This is a genomic window from Fluviispira multicolorata (assembly GCF_009208585.1).
GTDB lineage: Bacteria > Bdellovibrionota_B > Oligoflexia > Silvanigrellales > Silvanigrellaceae > Silvanigrella > Silvanigrella multicolorata.
The window spans coordinates 1-18,453 of sequence record NZ_WFLN01000012.1; the positions used below are offsets into that span (position 1 = coordinate 1).

Genomic DNA, 18,453 nt, shown 5'->3' on the forward strand with positions numbered 1-18,453 from the left:
ATCAGAAAAAGGTGTTGCCCAATCAATTCGTGAAAGAAAAGTACGGTTGCGAGCCGACTAATATAATTAAAAAAGCCACTATCGTGTTTTTTTAATTCCTCGTCCACTTCGCCGACAATGGATCAATTGGCCTTGACTCGCCCCTAAAGGAGCGAGAATGCGGCCTTGCTCTGTTCATTCAAGAGCTCTTGGAACTGTTACACCATAAGTACAGGAAGTGTTATAAGCATATGCAATTTTATCTATTTGTTCTTGAGAATAATGCATATCTTTAGCAGCATCAATAATTGCTTGGGCAGCTCCCTTTTGATTTGTCGAACGGATTGTTTTAGAGAGACCATTTAAAAAAACCGCATCCATTAATTTAGCTCCAAGTCTATCGCGCGCATCCAAATTACAAGAAGACCAATACTGCCCTGCCGTGTGAGGAGAGCCTGTGTTGACGACATCCTTTGGATAAGTGCGACCAATATTCCAATTTGTCACACGTCCGCCCCAAAATGGATTGTGCCCATCCCAACGCATAACCCAATTGTACTCAGTGTCAGTTGATTTCCATTTGCTTTCATTAACATCTCGCAGATATCCCCCTGCTAAATAATCTCCTGTACCTTCACCCATTCCATTTTGACCGTCATTCCCTGCATTTCCATGAGTGAGCCAATCATGAATACCGTGCCCTAATTCATGGATGACAACTGCTACATCTTCCGCATCATCAACTCCGCCCTGACCGAAAGCAAGCTTTCCTGCGCTTGGAATATAATGAGAATTATCTTCTCCACTCAACCCATGAGGGTCAAAAAGGACTCCACCTTTGTATTGAAATGGCATTACTTTTACATTTAAAGTTTCATTTACATAACGCATATATGAATCAATTGCATAATATGCATTGACGCCATCGAAATACAAATTCGTTCTTGTGAAATCAAAATTTTGTTGAGGCTGCACTGGACAAGCTTTGTCTTGTGGACTTTCAAAATCTCCGCAAACTGCGTATTGTCCGGCAAGTGAGTAATTTCCGTCCTTAAAAGTTACGTCTTCTAAAGTAACATTCACACGAGCTGCTGTAAGTTCAGGAGAATCTGTTGGAGTTTGTTTGATATTGGATGAACTAGAGTTTGCAGTATTGTCGACAAATCCAATATCACCGTATTTCTTTCCTGCAAGCGCAAGAGGATCTGCTTTAAAAACTTGCGCACTGCCTTTTGCATGAAGTTCTTTATTTTCTGCACGAAGTATTTTTCCAGTAACAGCATCTACAATTACTTCCCAATCACCTTTGGGGCCATCATTCGGAGTCAATCTGACTTGCCAAGCATCATATTGACTTGCATCAGTTGATTTATAAATCACAAGATCAGCTTTTTTAAAATTTAATCTATTAACTCCAAGATGCTTTTTAGCAAGTTGAATAGCTTGATTCATATTTATAATTTTTGCACTGCTAAATTTAGTTTTGGCAAGACCTGTTACTGTATTGCTTGCGACAAATGTTACTTTACCATCATAAGTTACAGTAACAGCAATTTCGCTTCCATAAACCGAAACTCCATTAATACGTTGTTCAAAGCGAACAACTGAAAACTTTTCATTTAAACGTGTAGAGGTCACTTCTAATTCAGAAATCTCTTCAGCGCTCAAACCAAATTTACTTGAATTTATCTTTAAATATTCAAGTGCAATTGAGATTGATGATTTTTCTCTGTTTTCTGGCTCACTCAAAGCACTTACCAATTGAAAATTTGTGGTCTTAAAATTTGTATCAGAGACAATTTCAGCTATTCCATCTGTTCTATACAGTCCTCCCTCATTTTCTATTAAAGTAGGTAATGGACTCACTCCAATTGTAAGAGAACTTGTCAAATTATTTGATTTCTGAGGAATTTCTGCTCCTGCAGATAAAGTCACAAAAGTAAACAAAGAAGAACTGATCAATGCTAAAGACATCTTATTCATATTCATTCAAAATTTCTCCAAGTGATAATTGCGTGCTTACAAAAACCAAGAAATTTGGTCTAAATTCTTTTATTGAATATAAATGTAACAATTTAATATTACACTCGTAGCAGTCTATATTTTGACTGCATAGTCTGTTATTTGTTGTATTATTTTTAAATATAATTATTCAAAACAATATAAATTATTTTTAACTTTTAATTAAATTTATTTATAATTTTATATATATTATTAAAAATAAGTATTAGCTCATTAGTTTTTAATAAATAAAAATAAATTGTTTACGTGCCTTTAAAACATATAAATATTAGTAATATTTAATATATATAATATTAATTAAAAAAGAGTATTGACATTTTAATTTTTATATGAAATAAAAAAAATAATCGTTATGGTTTAATTTTTATTACTTCATAATGAACTAATATTTTTATTCCTCTCTAATAAATAAAAAGCTTTACACTTACCTAATAAGTTAAAATATTTTCTAATATTTCATTAATTTTTATTTAGTTCTAATTTAATAAAAGGAATTTTCTATGCAAAAAATAATAATCTCTTCATCCCTGCTCTTTATTTCATATTCTTCATCAGCTTCATCATTTGTTTCAGCCTTTGACTCAACTTATAAGTCAATATCTGAAACACTTACTGATTCAGCATTTGAATCAAATATAATTACTCCAACTAATTGCAACTCTATTTCAGAATTTTTTGGAAAATGTAAAAATTTAGGGACGACAGATCAAGCCTCTATTGCAGAAAAAGATTGGGAAAATTTTAATATATTTAAAGATAGATTCGAAAATTTTAAAAATAAAAACGAAATTTTTATTACAAAAATAAATGAAATTCCAAAGAATCATGTCTCAAAATCTATATTTAAACAATTTGAGCATTACTATGCAAAGCTCCATGTCATTAATGAAATTGATAGTAAATTTATTTGGAATAATTTTAAAATAAATTCCGTAAATGAATTATTTACTGATACTGTAAATCAATTAGCTATATTATTAAACCACGGAGAAAACCAATTTGTTGAATCTATTATAAGTGGTTATTTTAAAAAATTTCCAACAATATTTCGGAGTATTGAATTTAACTATTGGTATAAATCGTATTGGCCCGCTTATAGCGAAAAATGGGGTGGCTTTGGTCCAAATTATTATCAAAAGAGTACTTACTCTTTAGCAAATTATGGATATCTTTCCCAATATATAGAAAAATCAAATGAAGACGATTATGATTTTACCCAAACAGAAAAAGAATTTTATGCTAAATGGAATAATTGGAATACTCAACCTTCTTCTGAGACAAAGACTAAAAAAGTATATTATAAATTTAAATACAAAGAAGATCCAGATATTATATCAAAATATTTAGGAATTATGAATAAAAAAGAAGTAATCTCAATAATTAAAAATGAAATTAAAAAAAGAGAAACTATTGAAATTATTAAAAATAAAATAGTTGAGTTTCCATCAGCAATTTTTAAAACATTATTAGCAATGGAACTGGCAGATGAATCTGAACATGACAAGGCAAAATTGAAAAAAAATCAATTCAAATTGAATAGTTTATTTTTAGATTTTCTCCCTAAAACTACCAAAGTTATTTCAAAATTATCTAATAAATGTTTGTCATATACAAAAGCAATAAATAATGACGCCAAAAATTTGATCAATGTGATGCCTAGCAAGAAAAAGGAATACATTAATGCAAATATTAAATCATGTATTCCTCATGATCTATCACAAGAATTTATAATATTTCCAATAGATTCTGCTGCAATTGAATTTATGATTGCTTCTGCTAATGAAAAAGGGAAATGCTTAAGCCCTTTTAATTCGCCTCATCAATTCGAGTTCATAACCTGCAATATAAAGGATTCAGATCAGAAATGGATATTTGAAAAACAAAATAATATTAATATAATTAAAAATAGCAACTTAAAATATGATTTTTTAGAAAATGATCTTGAAGAAATTTATCATATTTTTAAAGACAAGGCTGAATATGACTTGAGTCAAGATCTACAATGGATAACCCCTACTTCAGGGAAAAATAATTTCTACTTAAAATCTTTAGCTCTTGGAAATTTAGCATATAGTCAATCTGGATGGGATAATGGATTTAAAATTAAAAAAGATTTACCCAATATTTTATATGCTTATTTATTTATTCAAAAATATTCTTTACCTACCCTTCCTAATGCAAAAAAATTTATAAATAAAATAAAAACATCCAGATGGTTTGACACTCTCCAACCCGAAGTAAAAAGCTTTATTAGTTCTTTACCAAATAAAACATCTCTGCCTGATATATCAAAAATTAATAATTTATTTACCTCTCTAAAATTACAAAAATTTAGCATTGGTGAATTAAACAGAGATACAGATCTTAAAGAAATTCATTTTTATTCAGACCAAAATAATATACATAAATTAAACTTATTTGTAAGAAATTTTACAGAAAATCCCTCATCTAAAGGTTTTTCTTACCCCAATGAAGCAAAGTCTAACAATTACTTTACTTACCTAGGCAACGTAGATATCAATCAAAGCAAACAAAATATTATAAATATTTTTAATATATTACACAAAATCAAAACTCTAACATTAGAATACAAATTCTTATCATTAGTAAACCCAAAGGTAATAATTCAACTCAATTCTATAGTAAATCAAATGAAAAGTGCTCAATATAATTTGAAAGAGGAACTTAATTTACAGTCTTCAAAAATTAATAGAGGAACAAAAACTAATAATAATATTTTAGGAAATCTTACCTCACCAATTGTAAAAATTATAAATAATCCTTTACCTCCACCATTGCCATTATTATCTGTTTCTTCACGAGATTCTGGATATTCCTATTTAACTGAATATGAATATATGGATATGAACCCTTCAGTCCCAATTCAAAATAATCCTCCTTCTAATATTGGCTCATCGATTGCATCAAACAATACTTCGATTATTTCTCCTGAAGGGGGAGGAGGATATCTTAGAATGGATGGTGGAGAAGGATATATAAAAGACCAATATCTAATAGAAAGATTAAAAGATTTTGATGAATTTGAAGATCTTGATGCAATGGAATACCAAGAAGTATTAAAGGATTATGGAGACGGAGTGCACGACACTGGGGAAGGAATGCGGGATTATGGAGATGGAATGAACGATTATTTATATGAATTTGAAAATGCAGTTAACATGGGTGAAGATGCGAATGAAGCATTAAATATGCTCGATTCAACTCCTATCACTACTTCGTCAACAACAGTGGCAATTGGAGGAGCTTCTGTTGCTACATTATTATCAGTTATTTCCATTTTATAACTAATAAAATATTATTTAAAAGTGAATTTAAATAAAAAATGTTAAGAAATTTTGAACTTGCAATGCTTGGGTTGCACCTGGGGTATTTGTAATACCTGTTGTGACAGCGGAAAATAATTCTGTGATTGGATTTGTACTACTCACATTGGAAGCAATAGCAGAGTTTAGCGTAGCGACAACCAACGCAGTTTGTGCCGCAGTCCAAGGAGTTCCTGCACGTAACAAAGCAAGTAATTCTTCAAGCTGTAACAATAAATATAAATTAATAAACATAGCTTGTACAAATTGCATATCACTTGATAAACCTGCAGCAGGAATAAGTGCCATTGAATTAACTGCCAATTGCATTTGACTTAAAACAAATGCAGTTGGATTCGGCAAAATAGCACCCGTAAAACCAAAAGGATCAGTATTGATATTATAAGAGCTTGAACTTGTAACTGCAGTAATGAGAACTTGAAAAATAATAACTCCACCTTGAGCGGCATAACAAGAAGCAAGCAAAGAACGAGCTGTGTAATTTGTGGAATCAGATGCTAAGATCTTTTCAAGTTTTGTTTGGGCAGAAGAGTAATTTCCATTTTGCATATCGATTTCTGCTTGTTCTTGATAGTTTTGCGAAGAAAACGAAGAGAGTATATTACCACTACAAGATAAAGTATTCATTAATAGAGAAAATAATATTAATAATGAAAATAACCGCTTCATAATTCAAACCCTAAAGAAACAAAATATACTTGTCTTCCTAATATTCCAGCCTGATAGTTTCCAGCATCTTTTGTATATGATCCTGCCTCAATTCTCATTAAGAATAAATTTAAGACAACTCCATAAGATGGCCAGCCTTGTAAATAACCAAAACCAACTCCAAAAATACGGGTTATTAAAAGCTTACAACCCATATAAACTTTTTTAGGCAAATCTTCTCCATACACATCGGTAATATCTCGATAATCAATAGCACAGTGCAACGCATTGGTTTCATCATGCAGAGCAAACCCCATACCTGCATTATAAGTTTGCAGCCAAGGGGGCACTCCTCCTGTAAAAGTTGTGTTACCTAAATCAGAAACAACTCCTGCAAGCCGCACATCAAAATACTTTGAACGCTTTTGTAAAGTAACACCAATATCTGTTGAAATGCCGCTTCCTCTTTTTATTGAGTTTAAAACTTTATCCTGAGCTTGGCTCACATTTAAAATATCATTCACACCAAGATCGGTATTTATTTCTGCATTGTAAATATATTTAGGTCCCACTCCGATTGCTAAGATATCAGCAAATTGAGTGCTCATAGAGGTTGCAATACCTGCAAAACCGTTGTTTCGTAAATGAATTTCTGGTAACCCAAGAGTTCCAAACTCGCGCCCTTCCACATCGATTTTAGCAACTGCAAAACCCGCCATTCCAAAATTTGAAGTGATGACACCTGCAGCATTGTCTAATCCAAAATGAACAGGTTTTTTAACGACATCTGTCAATAAATTTTGTAATTGGGTTGCATTGAAATTGCCTGCGGCTGTTACAGCATCTTTTGCAAATGAAATGGTATCAGCCCCAATGCTCACCGTACTCCGTAAAAATGTCCAACGAAAAATTCCTTCACCAAATGCTGGTAAACTTGGATTTGAAAATAAAACCCCTTCTTGGGTGGCACGTGTCATACTCGCTCCACCACTTGCAAGATCAAATGGGTTTTGATAAATTGGAGCAGATTTTTTTAAACTTGATGTATCAAGTGCTTTCATTTCCACTATAAATAAATAGTTTATTAGAATAAAAAGAATTATTTTTATTTTTAAATAAACAAACCTTTTCAAGAATTCTTATTTCCTATTATTCATTTTAGATATTGAAACCTGTGATTTCATCGGTTAGTTTTGCTTTGATCTAAAAAGGAGAAGAGTCATTTATGGAACAAGATTTAAACCAATTACAAAATAAAAGTCCTTTCGCAACAATAACAGCATATAGAGGAATCCTACCTAAAATTCCAAATTCTGTATTTCTTGCTGATGGCGCCCGTATTATTGGCGATGTTGAGTTTGGTGAAAACTGTAGTGTTTGGTTTAATGCCGTCGTACGTGCTGATGTCCATTTTATAAAAGTCGGAGAAAATACTAATATTCAAGATGGAGCCGTCATACACTGCACTTTCCAAAAAAACCCGACTCATATTGCAAAAAATGTGAGTATTGGTCACCTCGCCATCCTTCATGGCTGCAGCGTAGAAGAAGGTTGTCTTATTGGAATGGGTGCAACCATTATGGATGAAGTTGTGGTTGGCAGAGAATCGATAGTTGGTGCTGGTAGCTTAATTACCCAAGGAACACAAATTCCACCACGCAGCCTCGTCATAGGCTCACCTGCAAAAGTCGTTAGAATGGTTTCTGACGAAGAATACAATAAAATTCTTGCCACGACTTTTCGCTACCTAGAATACGCAAAAGGCTATAATTTCAGTAATATATCTAAAAAATCATAAAATCTACGAGAAGGACTTGCAAAGTCATTTCAAAGACGTTATAGCTTCAACCACTCTTCACAAGGTGCTGTGGCGGAGCGGCTACGCAAACGATTGCAAATCGTTTTCACATCGGTTCAAATCCGATCGGCACCTCCATTTCTCCCGAAAACTCATTTCTAAATTGACATGCCGAATTTACTTATAAATCTTCCTAAGTAGATGCATAAAATTTTATAATTAAAAAATAATTCCTTTGACACAATTGCTTTTTTATTTTTCATAAATTAAAATCGCTCTAAAAGATAACAATTATCGAGAGCAATATGAAAAAATATACTTTAATAATATCAATTCTCATTTTTTTATCTATAAATAATAAGATTTTTGGCAAAAATCAAATCTATTTAATCACTGGAAATGATTTTACACCCTATAGTGATGAAAAGCTAAAAGAAGGGGGAATGTATACCTACATTGTCAAAGAAATATTTAAACGTCTCAATTTAAATTTTAAAATCGAATATTTACCTTGGGCTCGTGGATATGAAATAGTAAAAAGAAATAAAGCCGATGCAACATTTCCATATGCAATTACAGAGCAAAGAAAAAAGGAAGTAAAGTATTCTACCGTAAGTCTTATTAGTGGAAAAATATTTATCTATGCAAATATAAAGCACAAAAACAAAAAAAATGTGGACGACTTTAAAAATAAAATATTTTGTAATCCAATTGGATATTATGTTGAGTCTGCAATTCAAAAAGTAATTGATAAAGATGAATTAAAAGTAATTACTAAATTTGATGCAAAATCCTGCTTAACAGCAATACTAAAAGGAGAGGCTGACTTTATGGCCTCAAATGAAGGCTATATTAAAAGCATATCTATTAAAGCAATGCTTGAGCTAAATAAAATTGTTCCTATTGGTGAAGCATTAAATGAAATGAAATTATTTATAATATTCAAAAAAGAAACAGATGATAATTTTATCATAAAATTTGATAAAGAAGCAAAAAAATTTATGGCAACAGAAGAATATAAAAGAATTATAGAATCTTATTAGAAACTTTCTCGTAAAAATTCTGTAACATAAAAATCAGTTCTTTTATCAGCTATATAATTATATGCAGTTGCAGCATTGCCAGCAGCATCTGCGTTTGTAAAGGCATGTGTACTTTGTCCGTATGAAATAAAAGTAAAATCGGCATTACATGCAATCATTTCTTCATGAAAATTTTTTATATCAGAGTCAGGTACCATACCATCACGAGCCCCATTTAAAATAAGTATTTTAGGCATTTTTTTACTTGATGGAACTCTTAATTGAGAAGTTAATAAACCGTGAATACTAATGACCCCTTTTAAACCTTCACTCATGCGAGCAAGCTTTAAAGAAACAGCTCCACCAAAACAATAACCTATTGAAAATAAATTATCATTATTGACTAAAGGATTTTTCTTTAACATATCATATGCAATAAATATTTTTTTCTGAAATACTTCTTCATTTTCTATGGCAGAGTGCATAAGTTTTCCAGAATCTTCAAAAGAACTTCCTATTTTTTGTTCTCCATACAAGTCAGCAACAAAAACAACAGCGCCTAAATTTGCCCATTTTTCCGCTACTCTTTTTTGTCTTGCATTTACACCCCAAAAATCAGTGAACATAAGAATTCCTGGAAGTTTCCTTCCTTCTGACTTTGGTTCAACCACATATCCTCGACAAACTGTCTCATCCACACGATAATCAATATTATAAGATTTCATAAAAATATTTTCCTTTTTTTAATTTAACCACAAATATTATATACTAATTATAAAAATATAAAAACAGAGTGTGATTCATATTCGATTGCAAATTATCATTGACACTTTTATTTATCAAGAGCCCCCACTTTTAAAAACAGAGCAAAAATAATATATTTATTTAAGATAAATCGATGAAATCTTAATAAGGATATCGAATGCTAAAAGCACCCATTGGAAAGAATGAAGAGGAACGCCAAAAGACTTTAGAAAACTTTTTTGTTCTAGACACTGACGAAGAGGAAGTCTTTAACGATATAACACAATTAGCCTCTGCAATTTGTCAAACTCCAATTTCTCTTATCAGTTTAGTCGATTCAGAAAGACAGTGGTTTAAATCAAGTAAAGGATTGTGTGCAAAAGAAACTCCTCGAGATATCTCATTTTGTGGACATGCCATTCAACAAAAAGAGATATTTGAAATTCAAGATGCGAGAGCTGATGCTCGTTTCTTTGACAATCCATTTGTAACCGAGCCCCCACATATTCGATTTTATGCGGGAGCTCCACTCATAGCTTCAAATGGTCATTCCATTGGCACCCTATGCGTGATAGATAGTAATCCAAAAATATTGACGGATGAACAAAAAAGATCACTTGAAAATCTTTCAAAGCATATAATAAATATATTAGAATTGCGCATATTAAATACCAACTACTATAAAATAAACAATCATTTTAATAATATTTTTCAAAACATAACAAATGCAATGGTTATTCAAAATAAAAATGGAAAATTTTATGACTCCAATCAAGCTGCACTCAACATACTTGAAATCAGTTCTGAACAATTAAAAAATATGTCATCCATTTTTTCAAATTTTACTTTGATTGATGAACATGAAAATACTTATCAAGATGAAGATATTCCTCCAAAATATTCTCTAAAAACAGGGGAAAATCAAAGAAATATTCTGATAGGATTAAAAAATAAGAGTGGAAAAATTCGCTGGATAAGAATGAATATATCTTTAATATTTATACCCAAAGAAACAAAACCTATCTTTGTTATTTATGAATTTGAAGATATCACCGCTCAGAAAAATATGGCTGACGAAGTCAAAAATATTCAAAAAGAAATTTTAGATCAAAGAATTTTTCTCGATATTATTTTACAAAATATCCCTTCAGGAATCGTCGTTAAAGACATGAAAAATGATTTACGAATTACAATCTGGAATAAGGGCGCCGAAAATCTTTTAATGCTAAGCGCTGATGAAACCCTAGGGAAAACTGCATTTGAACTCTATCCAAAAAAAATGGCAGAACGAGCTCTTGAACTGGATCTCAAAGCATTTAAAACAGGAAATCTTATTGAAATAGAAGCAGAAGAATTAGAAATTCCAAATAAAGAAAAAATGTTGCTTCATACGCGAAAGTTACCTCTTATAACAGATCTAGGTGAAGAACCCAGATACATGTTAACAATTTTTGATGATGTTACAGAAATTTATAAAGCAAAGGAAGCCGCGCTCACTGCAGTAAAATCGAAGTCAGAATTTTTAGCTAATATGAGTCATGAAATTCGCACACCAATGAATGGAATAATTGGTATGTGTCGTTTATTACTAGAAAGCAGCCCTCTTCCAGAACAAATAGAACGTCTTAAAATAATTCAAAACTGCGGATATTTATTACTAGATTTAATTAATAACATCTTAGATTTTTCAAAAATTGAAGCGCAAAAAATAGAAGTCGAAAATATTACTTTTTTAATAAAAAATATGATTCATGAAATTACAGAATTATTTTCTGCACAGGTGAACGATAAAAAACTTTCTTTATCCTATTCTCAAGATTTATCTGTACCCGAATGGATTTCAGGTGACCCCACAAAAATAAGACAAATTCTTATGAATCTTATATCCAATGCAATTAAGTTCACACAAAATGGTTTTGTTAAGATTTCTTCAAATGCAAAGAAGATTGAAGATAAAAAATTTAAAATTGAAATTACAGTTGAAGATTCAGGTTTTGGAATCTCAAAAGATGCCCAACACAAACTTTTTAAAGAGTTTTCACAAGTCGACGCATCAAGCACCCGTAAGTTTGGCGGATCTGGATTAGGTTTAGCAATTTGTAAAGGTCTATGTGAAAAAATGGGAGGAACAATTTGGGTAGAAAGCGATATAGGAAAAGGATCAAAATTTATTTTTAACTTTATTGCTACTCAAAGTGATAATAGTGAAGTAATAATTGATGAATACTCAAGAAAAAATATTGACAAAAATTTAAGCGAGAAACATCCGCTCAATATTTTAATTGCTGAAGACAATAAGATAAATCAGCAAGTAGTCTTTTCCTTTTTAGAGAAACTTGGATATAAAGCTGATATAGCAGAAAATGGTAATAAAGTTTTAGAGTATCTTAAAAAAAGAAATTATGATCTCATTTTAATGGATTGTCATATGCCTGAACTAGATGGTTTTGAAACGACTAAAGCAATTAATAAAAAATTTAAAAATAAAAAAAGACCAAGAATACTTGCCTTAACCGCTAGTAATTTACAAGCAGATATCGATAAATGTTTTGCCAGTGGTATGGATGGCTACATTAGCAAACCTATTATCTTGGATGTTCTCATAAAAAATATCCTTGATAATAAAGAACAAGTAAATACAGAGTTAAATCATGAAAAAAATATACCAAACCATTTAACAAATTATATATCATTCAACAGAAAAAACTTTCTTACTAACTTTCAAGGTATGAATGATTTAGCAATTAAAACAATTGATGATTTTTTAATTGATCTTCCTAAATATATCTCTAAAATTAAAAAATCGATTCAAAAAAATGACTCAAAGGAACTTGAAATTTCTGCTCATACTTTAAATGGCATTTTGTCTTATTTTTATGCTGAAAAATCAAGATATTTTGTTAAAAAACTAGAAGAAATGGGGCAAAGAAAAAAATTAATTTCAGCTCAAGAAATTTTAACAATGCTAAATTTAGAGTTAGTTAATCTAAAAAAAGAATTAATTAAATTGAAAAAGGAACTTTCATAAATGGAATCAAAAAATATTTTAGTAGTTGATGACAGTGAATTTGATAGGAATTTACTCGTCAATGGGTTGTCACGAAAGGGGGGTTATAAAACACTTCAAGCAGGCAATGAAGAGCAATGCTTAGAAGTATTAAAAAAAAATAAAATCAATTTAATGCTTATGGATATTATGATGCCAGGCACGCTTGGCTCAGAGGTTTTAGTTAAAGTCAGAAAATCCTATAATTCGCTTGAACTCCCCATAATAATGGTAACAGCAAAAGGAGACACATCGGATATTGTAGAATGCCTTCAAAAAGGTGCGAACGATTATATTATGAAGCCAATAAATTTTGAAGTTGCTGTATCACGCATTTCAACTCATTTAAAAATCTCCGAACTCTCCCTAGAAATGGCTAAACTAAATAAACTTGAGGCATTAAATGCCATGATTACAACTTATAATCATGAGATTAATAATCCACTTACAATTGCGATCAGTTGTTTAAATGATCCCTTAATAAAAGATGAAAATATTGGAAAGAAACTGCATACCGCTTTGTGGAGAATTGCAGATATAGTAAAAAAAATTAGTCTCATTACTTATGACAGTGATGTTGAAATGGAAACATATGCTCAAGATACAAAAATGATTAAATTATAAAATAGTTCAGAAAGTTTAAAAGAAAGATATACTAAAATCGAGTAAAAAAAGCCTTCAAAAGTCGAAACTCTCGAAGGCTTTTTTCATAAACACTTTGCTTAGATGCTAAAGAGTATGATTACTCGATGCACTTACCAACAGCGCCAGAACCAACAGTACGACCACCTTCGCGAATTGCAAAGCGTAGACCTGGTTCCATAGCCACTGGAGTAATAAGTTCAACAGTGATTTCAACGTTATCACCAGGAACAACCATTTCAACGTTAGCTGGAAGATCAACAACACCAGTCACGTCAGTTGTACGGAAATAAAATTGTGGGCGGTAACCTTTGAAGAAAGGTTTATGGCGTCCACCTTCGTCCTTATTAAGAACGTAGATTTGAGCTGTAAACTTCTTGAATGGTTTGATAGATCCTGGTTTAGCAAGAACTTGACCGCGTTCAACGTCTTCACGTTTTGTACCGCGAAGTAGAACACCAACGTTGTCGCCTGCCTGACCTTGATCAAGAACCTTACGGAACATTTCAACGCCTGTACAAATAGTCTTAGAAGTTGGCTTGATACCAACGATTTCAAGCTCTTCACCAACTTTACACATACCTTGTTCAATACGACCAGTACAAACAGTACCACGGCCAGAAATTGAGAAGACGTCTTCAATAGGCATAAGGAAAGGTTTGTCAATTGGGCGTGGTGGCTCTTTAATGAAAGAGTCAACAGCGTCCATAAGTTCAACAATTGCTTTAGCAGCTTTTTCGTCGCCAGGAGCTTGAAGAGCTGCAAGAGCGGAACCACGAATGACAGGGGTGTCATCACCTGGAAAGCCGTACTTGCTAAGAAGTTCACGGATTTCCATTTCAACGAGATCTGTTAATTCAGGGTCAGCAATATCGCACTTATTCAAGAATACAACGATGTATGGAACGTTTACCTGACGTGCAAGCAAGATGTGCTCGCGAGTTTGAGGCATTGGTCCATCAGTTGCTGCACAAACGAGGATTGCTCCGTCCATCTGAGCGGCACCAGTGATCATGTTCTTTACGTAGTCAGCGTGACCAGGACAGTCAACGTGTGCGTAGTGACGGTTAGGGGTTTCGTACTCAATGTGAGACGCGTTAATGGTAATACCACGAGCTTTTTCTTCTGGCGCTTTGTCGATTTCGTCGAATTTAGTAGCAACTTTACCTTGACGTGTAGCGAGAACAGCAGAGATAGCAGCTGTAAGAGTGGTCTTACCGTGGTCAACGTGACCAATGGTACCGATATTCATATGAGGCTTGGAACGCTCAAATTTTTCCTTTGCCACGGTGTAATCCTCCAGTATAGGCAACACAAAATAAAAACAACACGAAAAAAAATCATGCTTAGAATAAGCACAGTCAGGAGCGATTGTAAAGCTCTTCCTGCACCTGTGAAGGGCATAGATACAAACATTCCATAGAAAATGCAATGATCTTTTAGGTGCTCTTTATAAATTTTTAGAGCAAGAGTTGCTTTGTTTTATCCCATGCAGCAGTAAAGGAAAAGAAGAGTTTTTTTTGATTTTGTTAAGAGATTTTAGTGTGATTCATTCTCTAAGTTTATCAATTCCTCCATAATAGATTCATTATCTTCTGCACGTGAACGAGCTAATCGCTCGCGAAAAGCATTATAACGCAATTCTCCATCAGGCATATCAAACGGGATTTCCCCTAATTCAAGCATTCTTTTTGAGTAAAAAAACTCAAAAAAATTAATTTTCTTTGAAATATACAATTGTTCTTTAACCGCATGAGTAAACTCAAGAGGAATAAGTATAATTGCTCGAGCAACAGCCAAAATTAGAATCACGCCAAAAAAGCCAATGAGAGTGAAAGAGCTCAACTGTTTTGCTTCAAAAAACCAGGGGGAAATAACAAAGAGCACTCCTCCCACAAACACTTGCAAGGAGACATAAGTCATAACATTTAAGGTATCATCATCCCAGTTTTTAAACTCTATTGGAAGCAAAAGAAAAACAGATTGAATTATTATGCCAATAAAAATAGCCACATAAGATAAGATAAAATTCAAAATTTCGATTAGCATTGTATACTTTCCTATTATATAGATGAGCAATCACTTATCGACATGCGCTCATTTCATTTTGGAGGGAATTTTATTCCGAGTTTTTAATTAGACGTTTAACTGGAGAAACTATGAAAATATATACAATTCCAGATTGCCCTTTCTGTTTTAGAGTAAAAATAGCCTTAAAAATTAGAAAAATAGTAGATTATCATATTGAAATTCAAGATATTGATCTTAAAAACCCGCCCAAAGACTTCCTTGACATCAGCCCAAACAAAACCGTACCTGCACTTGAGCTTTCTCAAGGAAATGGATTTTCAGATAGCATGCTTATTGTTGAATATCTTGACTCAATTCAAGGTAAAGGAGAAAGGCTCTATGCCAGTACTTTAGATGAGAGTATGAAAATAAAAATGCTAATAGAATTGCTTTCTGAAAATGTAACAAAGACAATCGCTCAAATTCTCTTCACAAATGGCAGTGCTGTCGAAGAAAGAAAAGCACTGGCAAAAGTACCTATTGCTTTTTATGAACTTGAAAAACTTCTTAATAAAAAAGACAAACGTTTCTTAGGAGGAAATAATTTAAATGCAGCAGACATACATTTAATTCCATTTGCACTTTATTATATTGCCGCAGAAAAACTACTTAAAAAGTGGATCTCACCCGAAAAAAACTCAAAAGTAGAAAAATACTTTAATGATATTTTATTTCACTCTGCTATTAGAAAAGCCATACCTAGTATCGAAGAATTGACTCATTTTATTTCTCTTTTTTTTACTCCTAAAAGTGAAATTCAAAAAATAAAATCCTCATCAAGAAAATTAGTAGATGATATATCCGAAGAACTTGTAAATTTAAATGAGTCTATTAGAAAATATAATTCAACGCAGATGTGGCACAGAAATGAAAATAATCAAGGTTCATTTATAGAAACAGTATTTCATTTTAAAAGTTATGAAGATGCGATAAAAGCCATTCAGACCCTCTGCGATGTGCAAGAAACTGCTGACCATCATGCTAAGTTCACACTTGATAACTTTAGCCAACTTAAAGTAGAAGTATGTACGCATGAACCTAACTGGGGTGTTACCTCAATGGATTTTGCATTTGCAGAAGTTCTTACCTCCCGAATCTTTAAGTAAAGGATGTTTACATGAGCCAAATTAAAAAAACTTATCTCGCTTTTATTGGTGGCAGTGGACTTTATGATCTTCCTGGCATTCAAAATTTAAAAGAAGAAGAAATTTCAACACCATTTGGAACTCCTTCAGACAAAATTATTACAGGTGAAATTGATGGAAAACCTATTGCATTTTTGCCACGCCACGGCAAAGGTCATCGCTTCACACCTTCCGAAGTAAATTACCGTGCAAATATTTATGCGCTTAAAAAGCTTGGCGTCACTCATATTGTCAGCGTAAGTGCTGTTGGAGGACTTCAAGAAAAAACGGCTCCTGGAACAGCAGTTATACCAACACAGATAATTGATAAAACAACTGGAGTTCGTGAAAGAAGTTTCTTTGGAAAAGGAGTGGTTGGACATGTCAGTTTTGCGGATCCATTTTGCCCAGAGTTACAAAAATATATTTCTAATGCGTGTGAACAAGAAAAAGTAAAAACTCACTTTGGTGGCTCTCTCGTATGTATTGAAGGACCTCGTTTCAGCACACGGGCTGAAAGTCATAGTTTTAGAAGAGAAGAAGCGGTTATTATAGGCATGACTGCAATGCCTGAAGCAATTTTAGCGCGTGAAGCAGAAATTGCTTATGCAACTTTAGCTTTTGTAACAGATTACGATTGCTGGAAAGAAGAAACAGAACCAGTCACTGTTGAAGCCGTGCTTGCTGTTTTAAAGAAAAATGTCGATGCTTCAAAACGAATAGCACTCTCTATTCATAAAAATATACCACTGGAAACTAAAAATCCCATTTTTAATACAGCCGAATATGCAATTATGACTGATAAAAATTTAATTCCATCTGAAACAAAAAGAAATCTTGATTTACTTTATGGAAAATATTGGAATTAAATTTAACTGTTACTTTAAAAAAAGAAATGAGTTTTTCAATGTTACTTTCTCTAGAAGCAATTCGATATAAAAATAATAAATTTGAAATTCTCAATCAACTTTTATTGCCTCAAGAATTTATTTATGAGGATTGTTCTTCAGTAGAACAAGGTTTTTCCGCTATTAAAACCATGAAAGTGAGAGGTGCTCCAGCCATTGCGATTTCTGCTGCACTTTGTCTTGCCATTGAACTTAAAAACTTGAAGTCAAAATTAAATTTAGTAGAAACTAAAAAATATATTTTTGAAAAGCTTGATTATTTATGTGAAAGCCGCCCGACTGCAGTTAACTTATTTAAGATGGCAGATGAAATGAAAAGCATATTGCAAAATGAATTAATTCATTTAGAAAATGATATTGCAGGCGGAGAGTCTCTTAAAAATTTATTTATTAAAAAAGCTGAAGAACTTTTACAAATTGATATCTCTGACAATATGTCAATTGGCCATTTTGGAGCCGAGTGTTTTGCAAAGCAAAGTCAAGTTAAAATATTAACTCACTGCAATACTGGGAGTTTAGCAACTGCAGGATACGGAACCGCCTTAGGAATTATTAGAACTCTCCATTCCCAAGGTAAATTAGAACACGCGTATGCATGTGAAACACGCCCCTATAATCAAGGAGCACGCCTGACAGCATTTGAACTCGTATATGAAAAAATATCTGCAACTCTCATTTCAGATTCAATGGCTTCCTTTTTAATGAAAGAAAAAGGAATTCATGGTGTCGTTGTTGGTGCTGATAGAGTCGTTGCCAATGGAGATACTGCAAATAAAATTGGAACTTATCAACTCGCTATCGCGGCAAAATACCATAATATTCCTTTTTATGTTGCAGCTCCTTCAACTTCTATCGATTGTAACAAAAAAAGCGGTAAAGAAATTACAATTGAAGAACGCCCTAAAAAAGAATTAACACATATAAATAATATTCAAATTGCGGCAGATGGAATCAACGTTTGGAATCCATCCTTTGATATTACGCCTGCAACACTTATTACTGGCATTGTTACAGAGCTTGGAGTCATTCCAAAGAATACCATTGGCGAATTTGATGTTTCTGAATTTTTAGAGAAAAAGAAAAAATTAAGTTCTCTTTTTTAAAGA

At 32.5% G+C, this 18,453-nt stretch carries 14 protein-coding genes and 1 tRNA gene; 9 read left to right on the forward strand and 6 right to left on the reverse strand.

Going from position 1 to position 18,453, the window contains the following annotated elements:
- Positions 1-174 precede the first annotated feature (174 nt).
- Positions 175-1,968 carry a PepSY domain-containing protein gene (locus GCL57_RS14355; protein ID WP_152214047.1) on the reverse strand — a complete coding sequence of 598 codons (1,794 nt, stop codon included), beginning with the start codon at positions 1,966-1,968 and terminating at the stop codon, positions 175-177.
- A gap of 533 nt (positions 1,969-2,501) precedes the next feature.
- Here GCL57_RS14355 and GCL57_RS14360 point away from each other — a divergent pair.
- Complete coding sequence (locus tag GCL57_RS14360; protein ID WP_152214048.1) at positions 2,502-5,306, forward strand: hypothetical protein; 2,805 nt, start codon at positions 2,502-2,504, stop codon at positions 5,304-5,306.
- Positions 5,307-5,333: 27 nt separating this feature from the next.
- Here the strand turns inward: GCL57_RS14360 and GCL57_RS14365 are convergent, their stop codons facing one another.
- Together GCL57_RS14365 and GCL57_RS14370 are read right to left on the reverse strand one after the other, a co-directional pair.
- Positions 5,334-6,014: a tetratricopeptide repeat protein gene (locus GCL57_RS14365; protein ID WP_152214049.1), complete on the reverse strand. Its 681-nt coding sequence runs from the start codon at positions 6,012-6,014 to the stop codon at positions 5,334-5,336.
- Positions 6,011-7,126, reverse strand: a complete 1,116-nt coding sequence (locus GCL57_RS14370) for a hypothetical protein (RefSeq protein WP_152214050.1) — start codon at positions 7,124-7,126, stop codon at positions 6,011-6,013. Before GCL57_RS14370 ends, GCL57_RS14365 begins: the two co-directional genes overlap by 4 nt.
- Before the next feature lie 92 nt (positions 7,127-7,218).
- Here GCL57_RS14370 and GCL57_RS14375 point away from each other — a divergent pair, with 92 nt between their 5' ends.
- From GCL57_RS14375 to GCL57_RS14385, 3 genes are all read left to right on the forward strand, one after another.
- Complete coding sequence (locus tag GCL57_RS14375; protein WP_152214051.1) at positions 7,219-7,791, forward strand: gamma carbonic anhydrase family protein; 573 nt, start codon at positions 7,219-7,221, stop codon at positions 7,789-7,791.
- 63 nt (positions 7,792-7,854) lie between these two features.
- Positions 7,855-7,929, forward strand: a tRNA-Cys gene (locus tag GCL57_RS14380).
- Between the two features lie 167 nt (positions 7,930-8,096).
- A complete protein-coding gene (locus tag GCL57_RS14385; protein WP_152214052.1) occupies positions 8,097-8,834 on the forward strand; it encodes a substrate-binding periplasmic protein in 738 nt (245 codons plus the stop codon).
- Here the strand turns inward: GCL57_RS14385 and GCL57_RS14390 are convergent.
- Positions 8,831-9,538, reverse strand: coding sequence for a dienelactone hydrolase family protein (locus tag GCL57_RS14390; RefSeq protein WP_152214053.1), 708 nt, complete (start codon positions 9,536-9,538; stop codon positions 8,831-8,833). The genes GCL57_RS14385 and GCL57_RS14390 overlap by 4 nt on opposite strands.
- Before the next feature lie 197 nt (positions 9,539-9,735).
- Here GCL57_RS14390 and GCL57_RS14395 point away from each other — a divergent pair, with 197 nt between their 5' ends.
- Together GCL57_RS14395 and GCL57_RS14400 are read left to right on the forward strand one after the other, a co-directional pair.
- Positions 9,736-12,585, forward strand: a complete 2,850-nt coding sequence (locus tag GCL57_RS14395) for an ATP-binding protein (RefSeq protein WP_152214054.1) — start codon at positions 9,736-9,738, stop codon at positions 12,583-12,585.
- Entirely contained in the window at positions 12,586-13,227 is a 642-nt protein-coding gene (locus GCL57_RS14400) for a response regulator (protein WP_152214055.1), read from the forward strand. It begins immediately after the preceding gene.
- Between the two features lie 118 nt (positions 13,228-13,345).
- On the opposite strand, the gene tuf is transcribed toward GCL57_RS14400, so the two are convergent.
- Together tuf and GCL57_RS14410 are read right to left on the reverse strand one after the other, a co-directional pair.
- A complete protein-coding gene (tuf, locus tag GCL57_RS14405) occupies positions 13,346-14,533 on the reverse strand; it encodes an elongation factor Tu (protein ID WP_152214056.1) in 1,188 nt (395 codons plus the stop codon).
- Between the two features lie 251 nt (positions 14,534-14,784).
- Positions 14,785-15,294, reverse strand: a complete 510-nt coding sequence (locus GCL57_RS14410; protein ID WP_152214057.1) for a hypothetical protein — start codon at positions 15,292-15,294, stop codon at positions 14,785-14,787.
- A 110-nt stretch (positions 15,295-15,404) separates the two neighbouring features.
- On the opposite strand from GCL57_RS14410, the gene GCL57_RS14415 reads away from it, so the two are divergent.
- Genes GCL57_RS14415 through mtnA form a run of 3 tightly spaced genes read left to right on the forward strand, consistent with a single transcriptional unit; the run spans position 15,405 to position 18,450 of the window.
- The gene (locus tag GCL57_RS14415; RefSeq protein ID WP_152214058.1) at positions 15,405-16,421 is read left to right on the forward strand and encodes a glutathione S-transferase N-terminal domain-containing protein; all 1,017 of its coding nucleotides are present in this window, start codon (positions 15,405-15,407) and stop codon (positions 16,419-16,421) included.
- 11 nt (positions 16,422-16,432) lie between these two features.
- Entirely contained in the window at positions 16,433-17,308 is an 876-nt protein-coding gene (gene mtnP, locus GCL57_RS14420) for an S-methyl-5'-thioadenosine phosphorylase (RefSeq protein ID WP_152214059.1), read from the forward strand.
- Positions 17,299-18,450: an S-methyl-5-thioribose-1-phosphate isomerase gene (gene mtnA, locus GCL57_RS14425; protein WP_211363276.1), complete on the forward strand. Its 1,152-nt coding sequence runs from the start codon at positions 17,299-17,301 to the stop codon at positions 18,448-18,450. Before mtnP ends, mtnA begins: the two co-directional genes overlap by 10 nt.
- Positions 18,451-18,453 lie beyond the last annotated feature (3 nt).

Bases quoted from the DNA above. Each gene is read 5' to 3' on its own strand.
- GCL57_RS14355 (WP_152214047.1), bottom strand. From the start codon at position 1,968: ATGAATATGAATAAGATGTCTTTAGCATTGATCAGTTCTTCTTTGTTT.
- GCL57_RS14360 (WP_152214048.1), top strand. From the start codon at position 2,502: ATGCAAAAAATAATAATCTCTTCATCCCTGCTCTTTATTTCATATTCT.
- GCL57_RS14365 (WP_152214049.1), bottom strand. From the start codon at position 6,014: ATGAAGCGGTTATTTTCATTATTAATATTATTTTCTCTATTAATGAAT.
- GCL57_RS14375 (WP_152214051.1), top strand. From the start codon at position 7,219: ATGGAACAAGATTTAAACCAATTACAAAATAAAAGTCCTTTCGCAACA.
- GCL57_RS14385 (WP_152214052.1), top strand. From the start codon at position 8,097: ATGAAAAAATATACTTTAATAATATCAATTCTCATTTTTTTATCTATA.
- GCL57_RS14390 (WP_152214053.1), bottom strand. From the start codon at position 9,538: ATGAAATCTTATAATATTGATTATCGTGTGGATGAGACAGTTTGTCGA.
- GCL57_RS14395 (WP_152214054.1), top strand. From the start codon at position 9,736: ATGCTAAAAGCACCCATTGGAAAGAATGAAGAGGAACGCCAAAAGACT.
- GCL57_RS14400 (WP_152214055.1), top strand. From the start codon at position 12,586: ATGGAATCAAAAAATATTTTAGTAGTTGATGACAGTGAATTTGATAGG.
- GCL57_RS14410 (WP_152214057.1), bottom strand. From the start codon at position 15,294: ATGCTAATCGAAATTTTGAATTTTATCTTATCTTATGTGGCTATTTTT.
- GCL57_RS14415 (WP_152214058.1), top strand. From the start codon at position 15,405: ATGAAAATATATACAATTCCAGATTGCCCTTTCTGTTTTAGAGTAAAA.
- mtnP (WP_152214059.1), top strand. From the start codon at position 16,433: ATGAGCCAAATTAAAAAAACTTATCTCGCTTTTATTGGTGGCAGTGGA.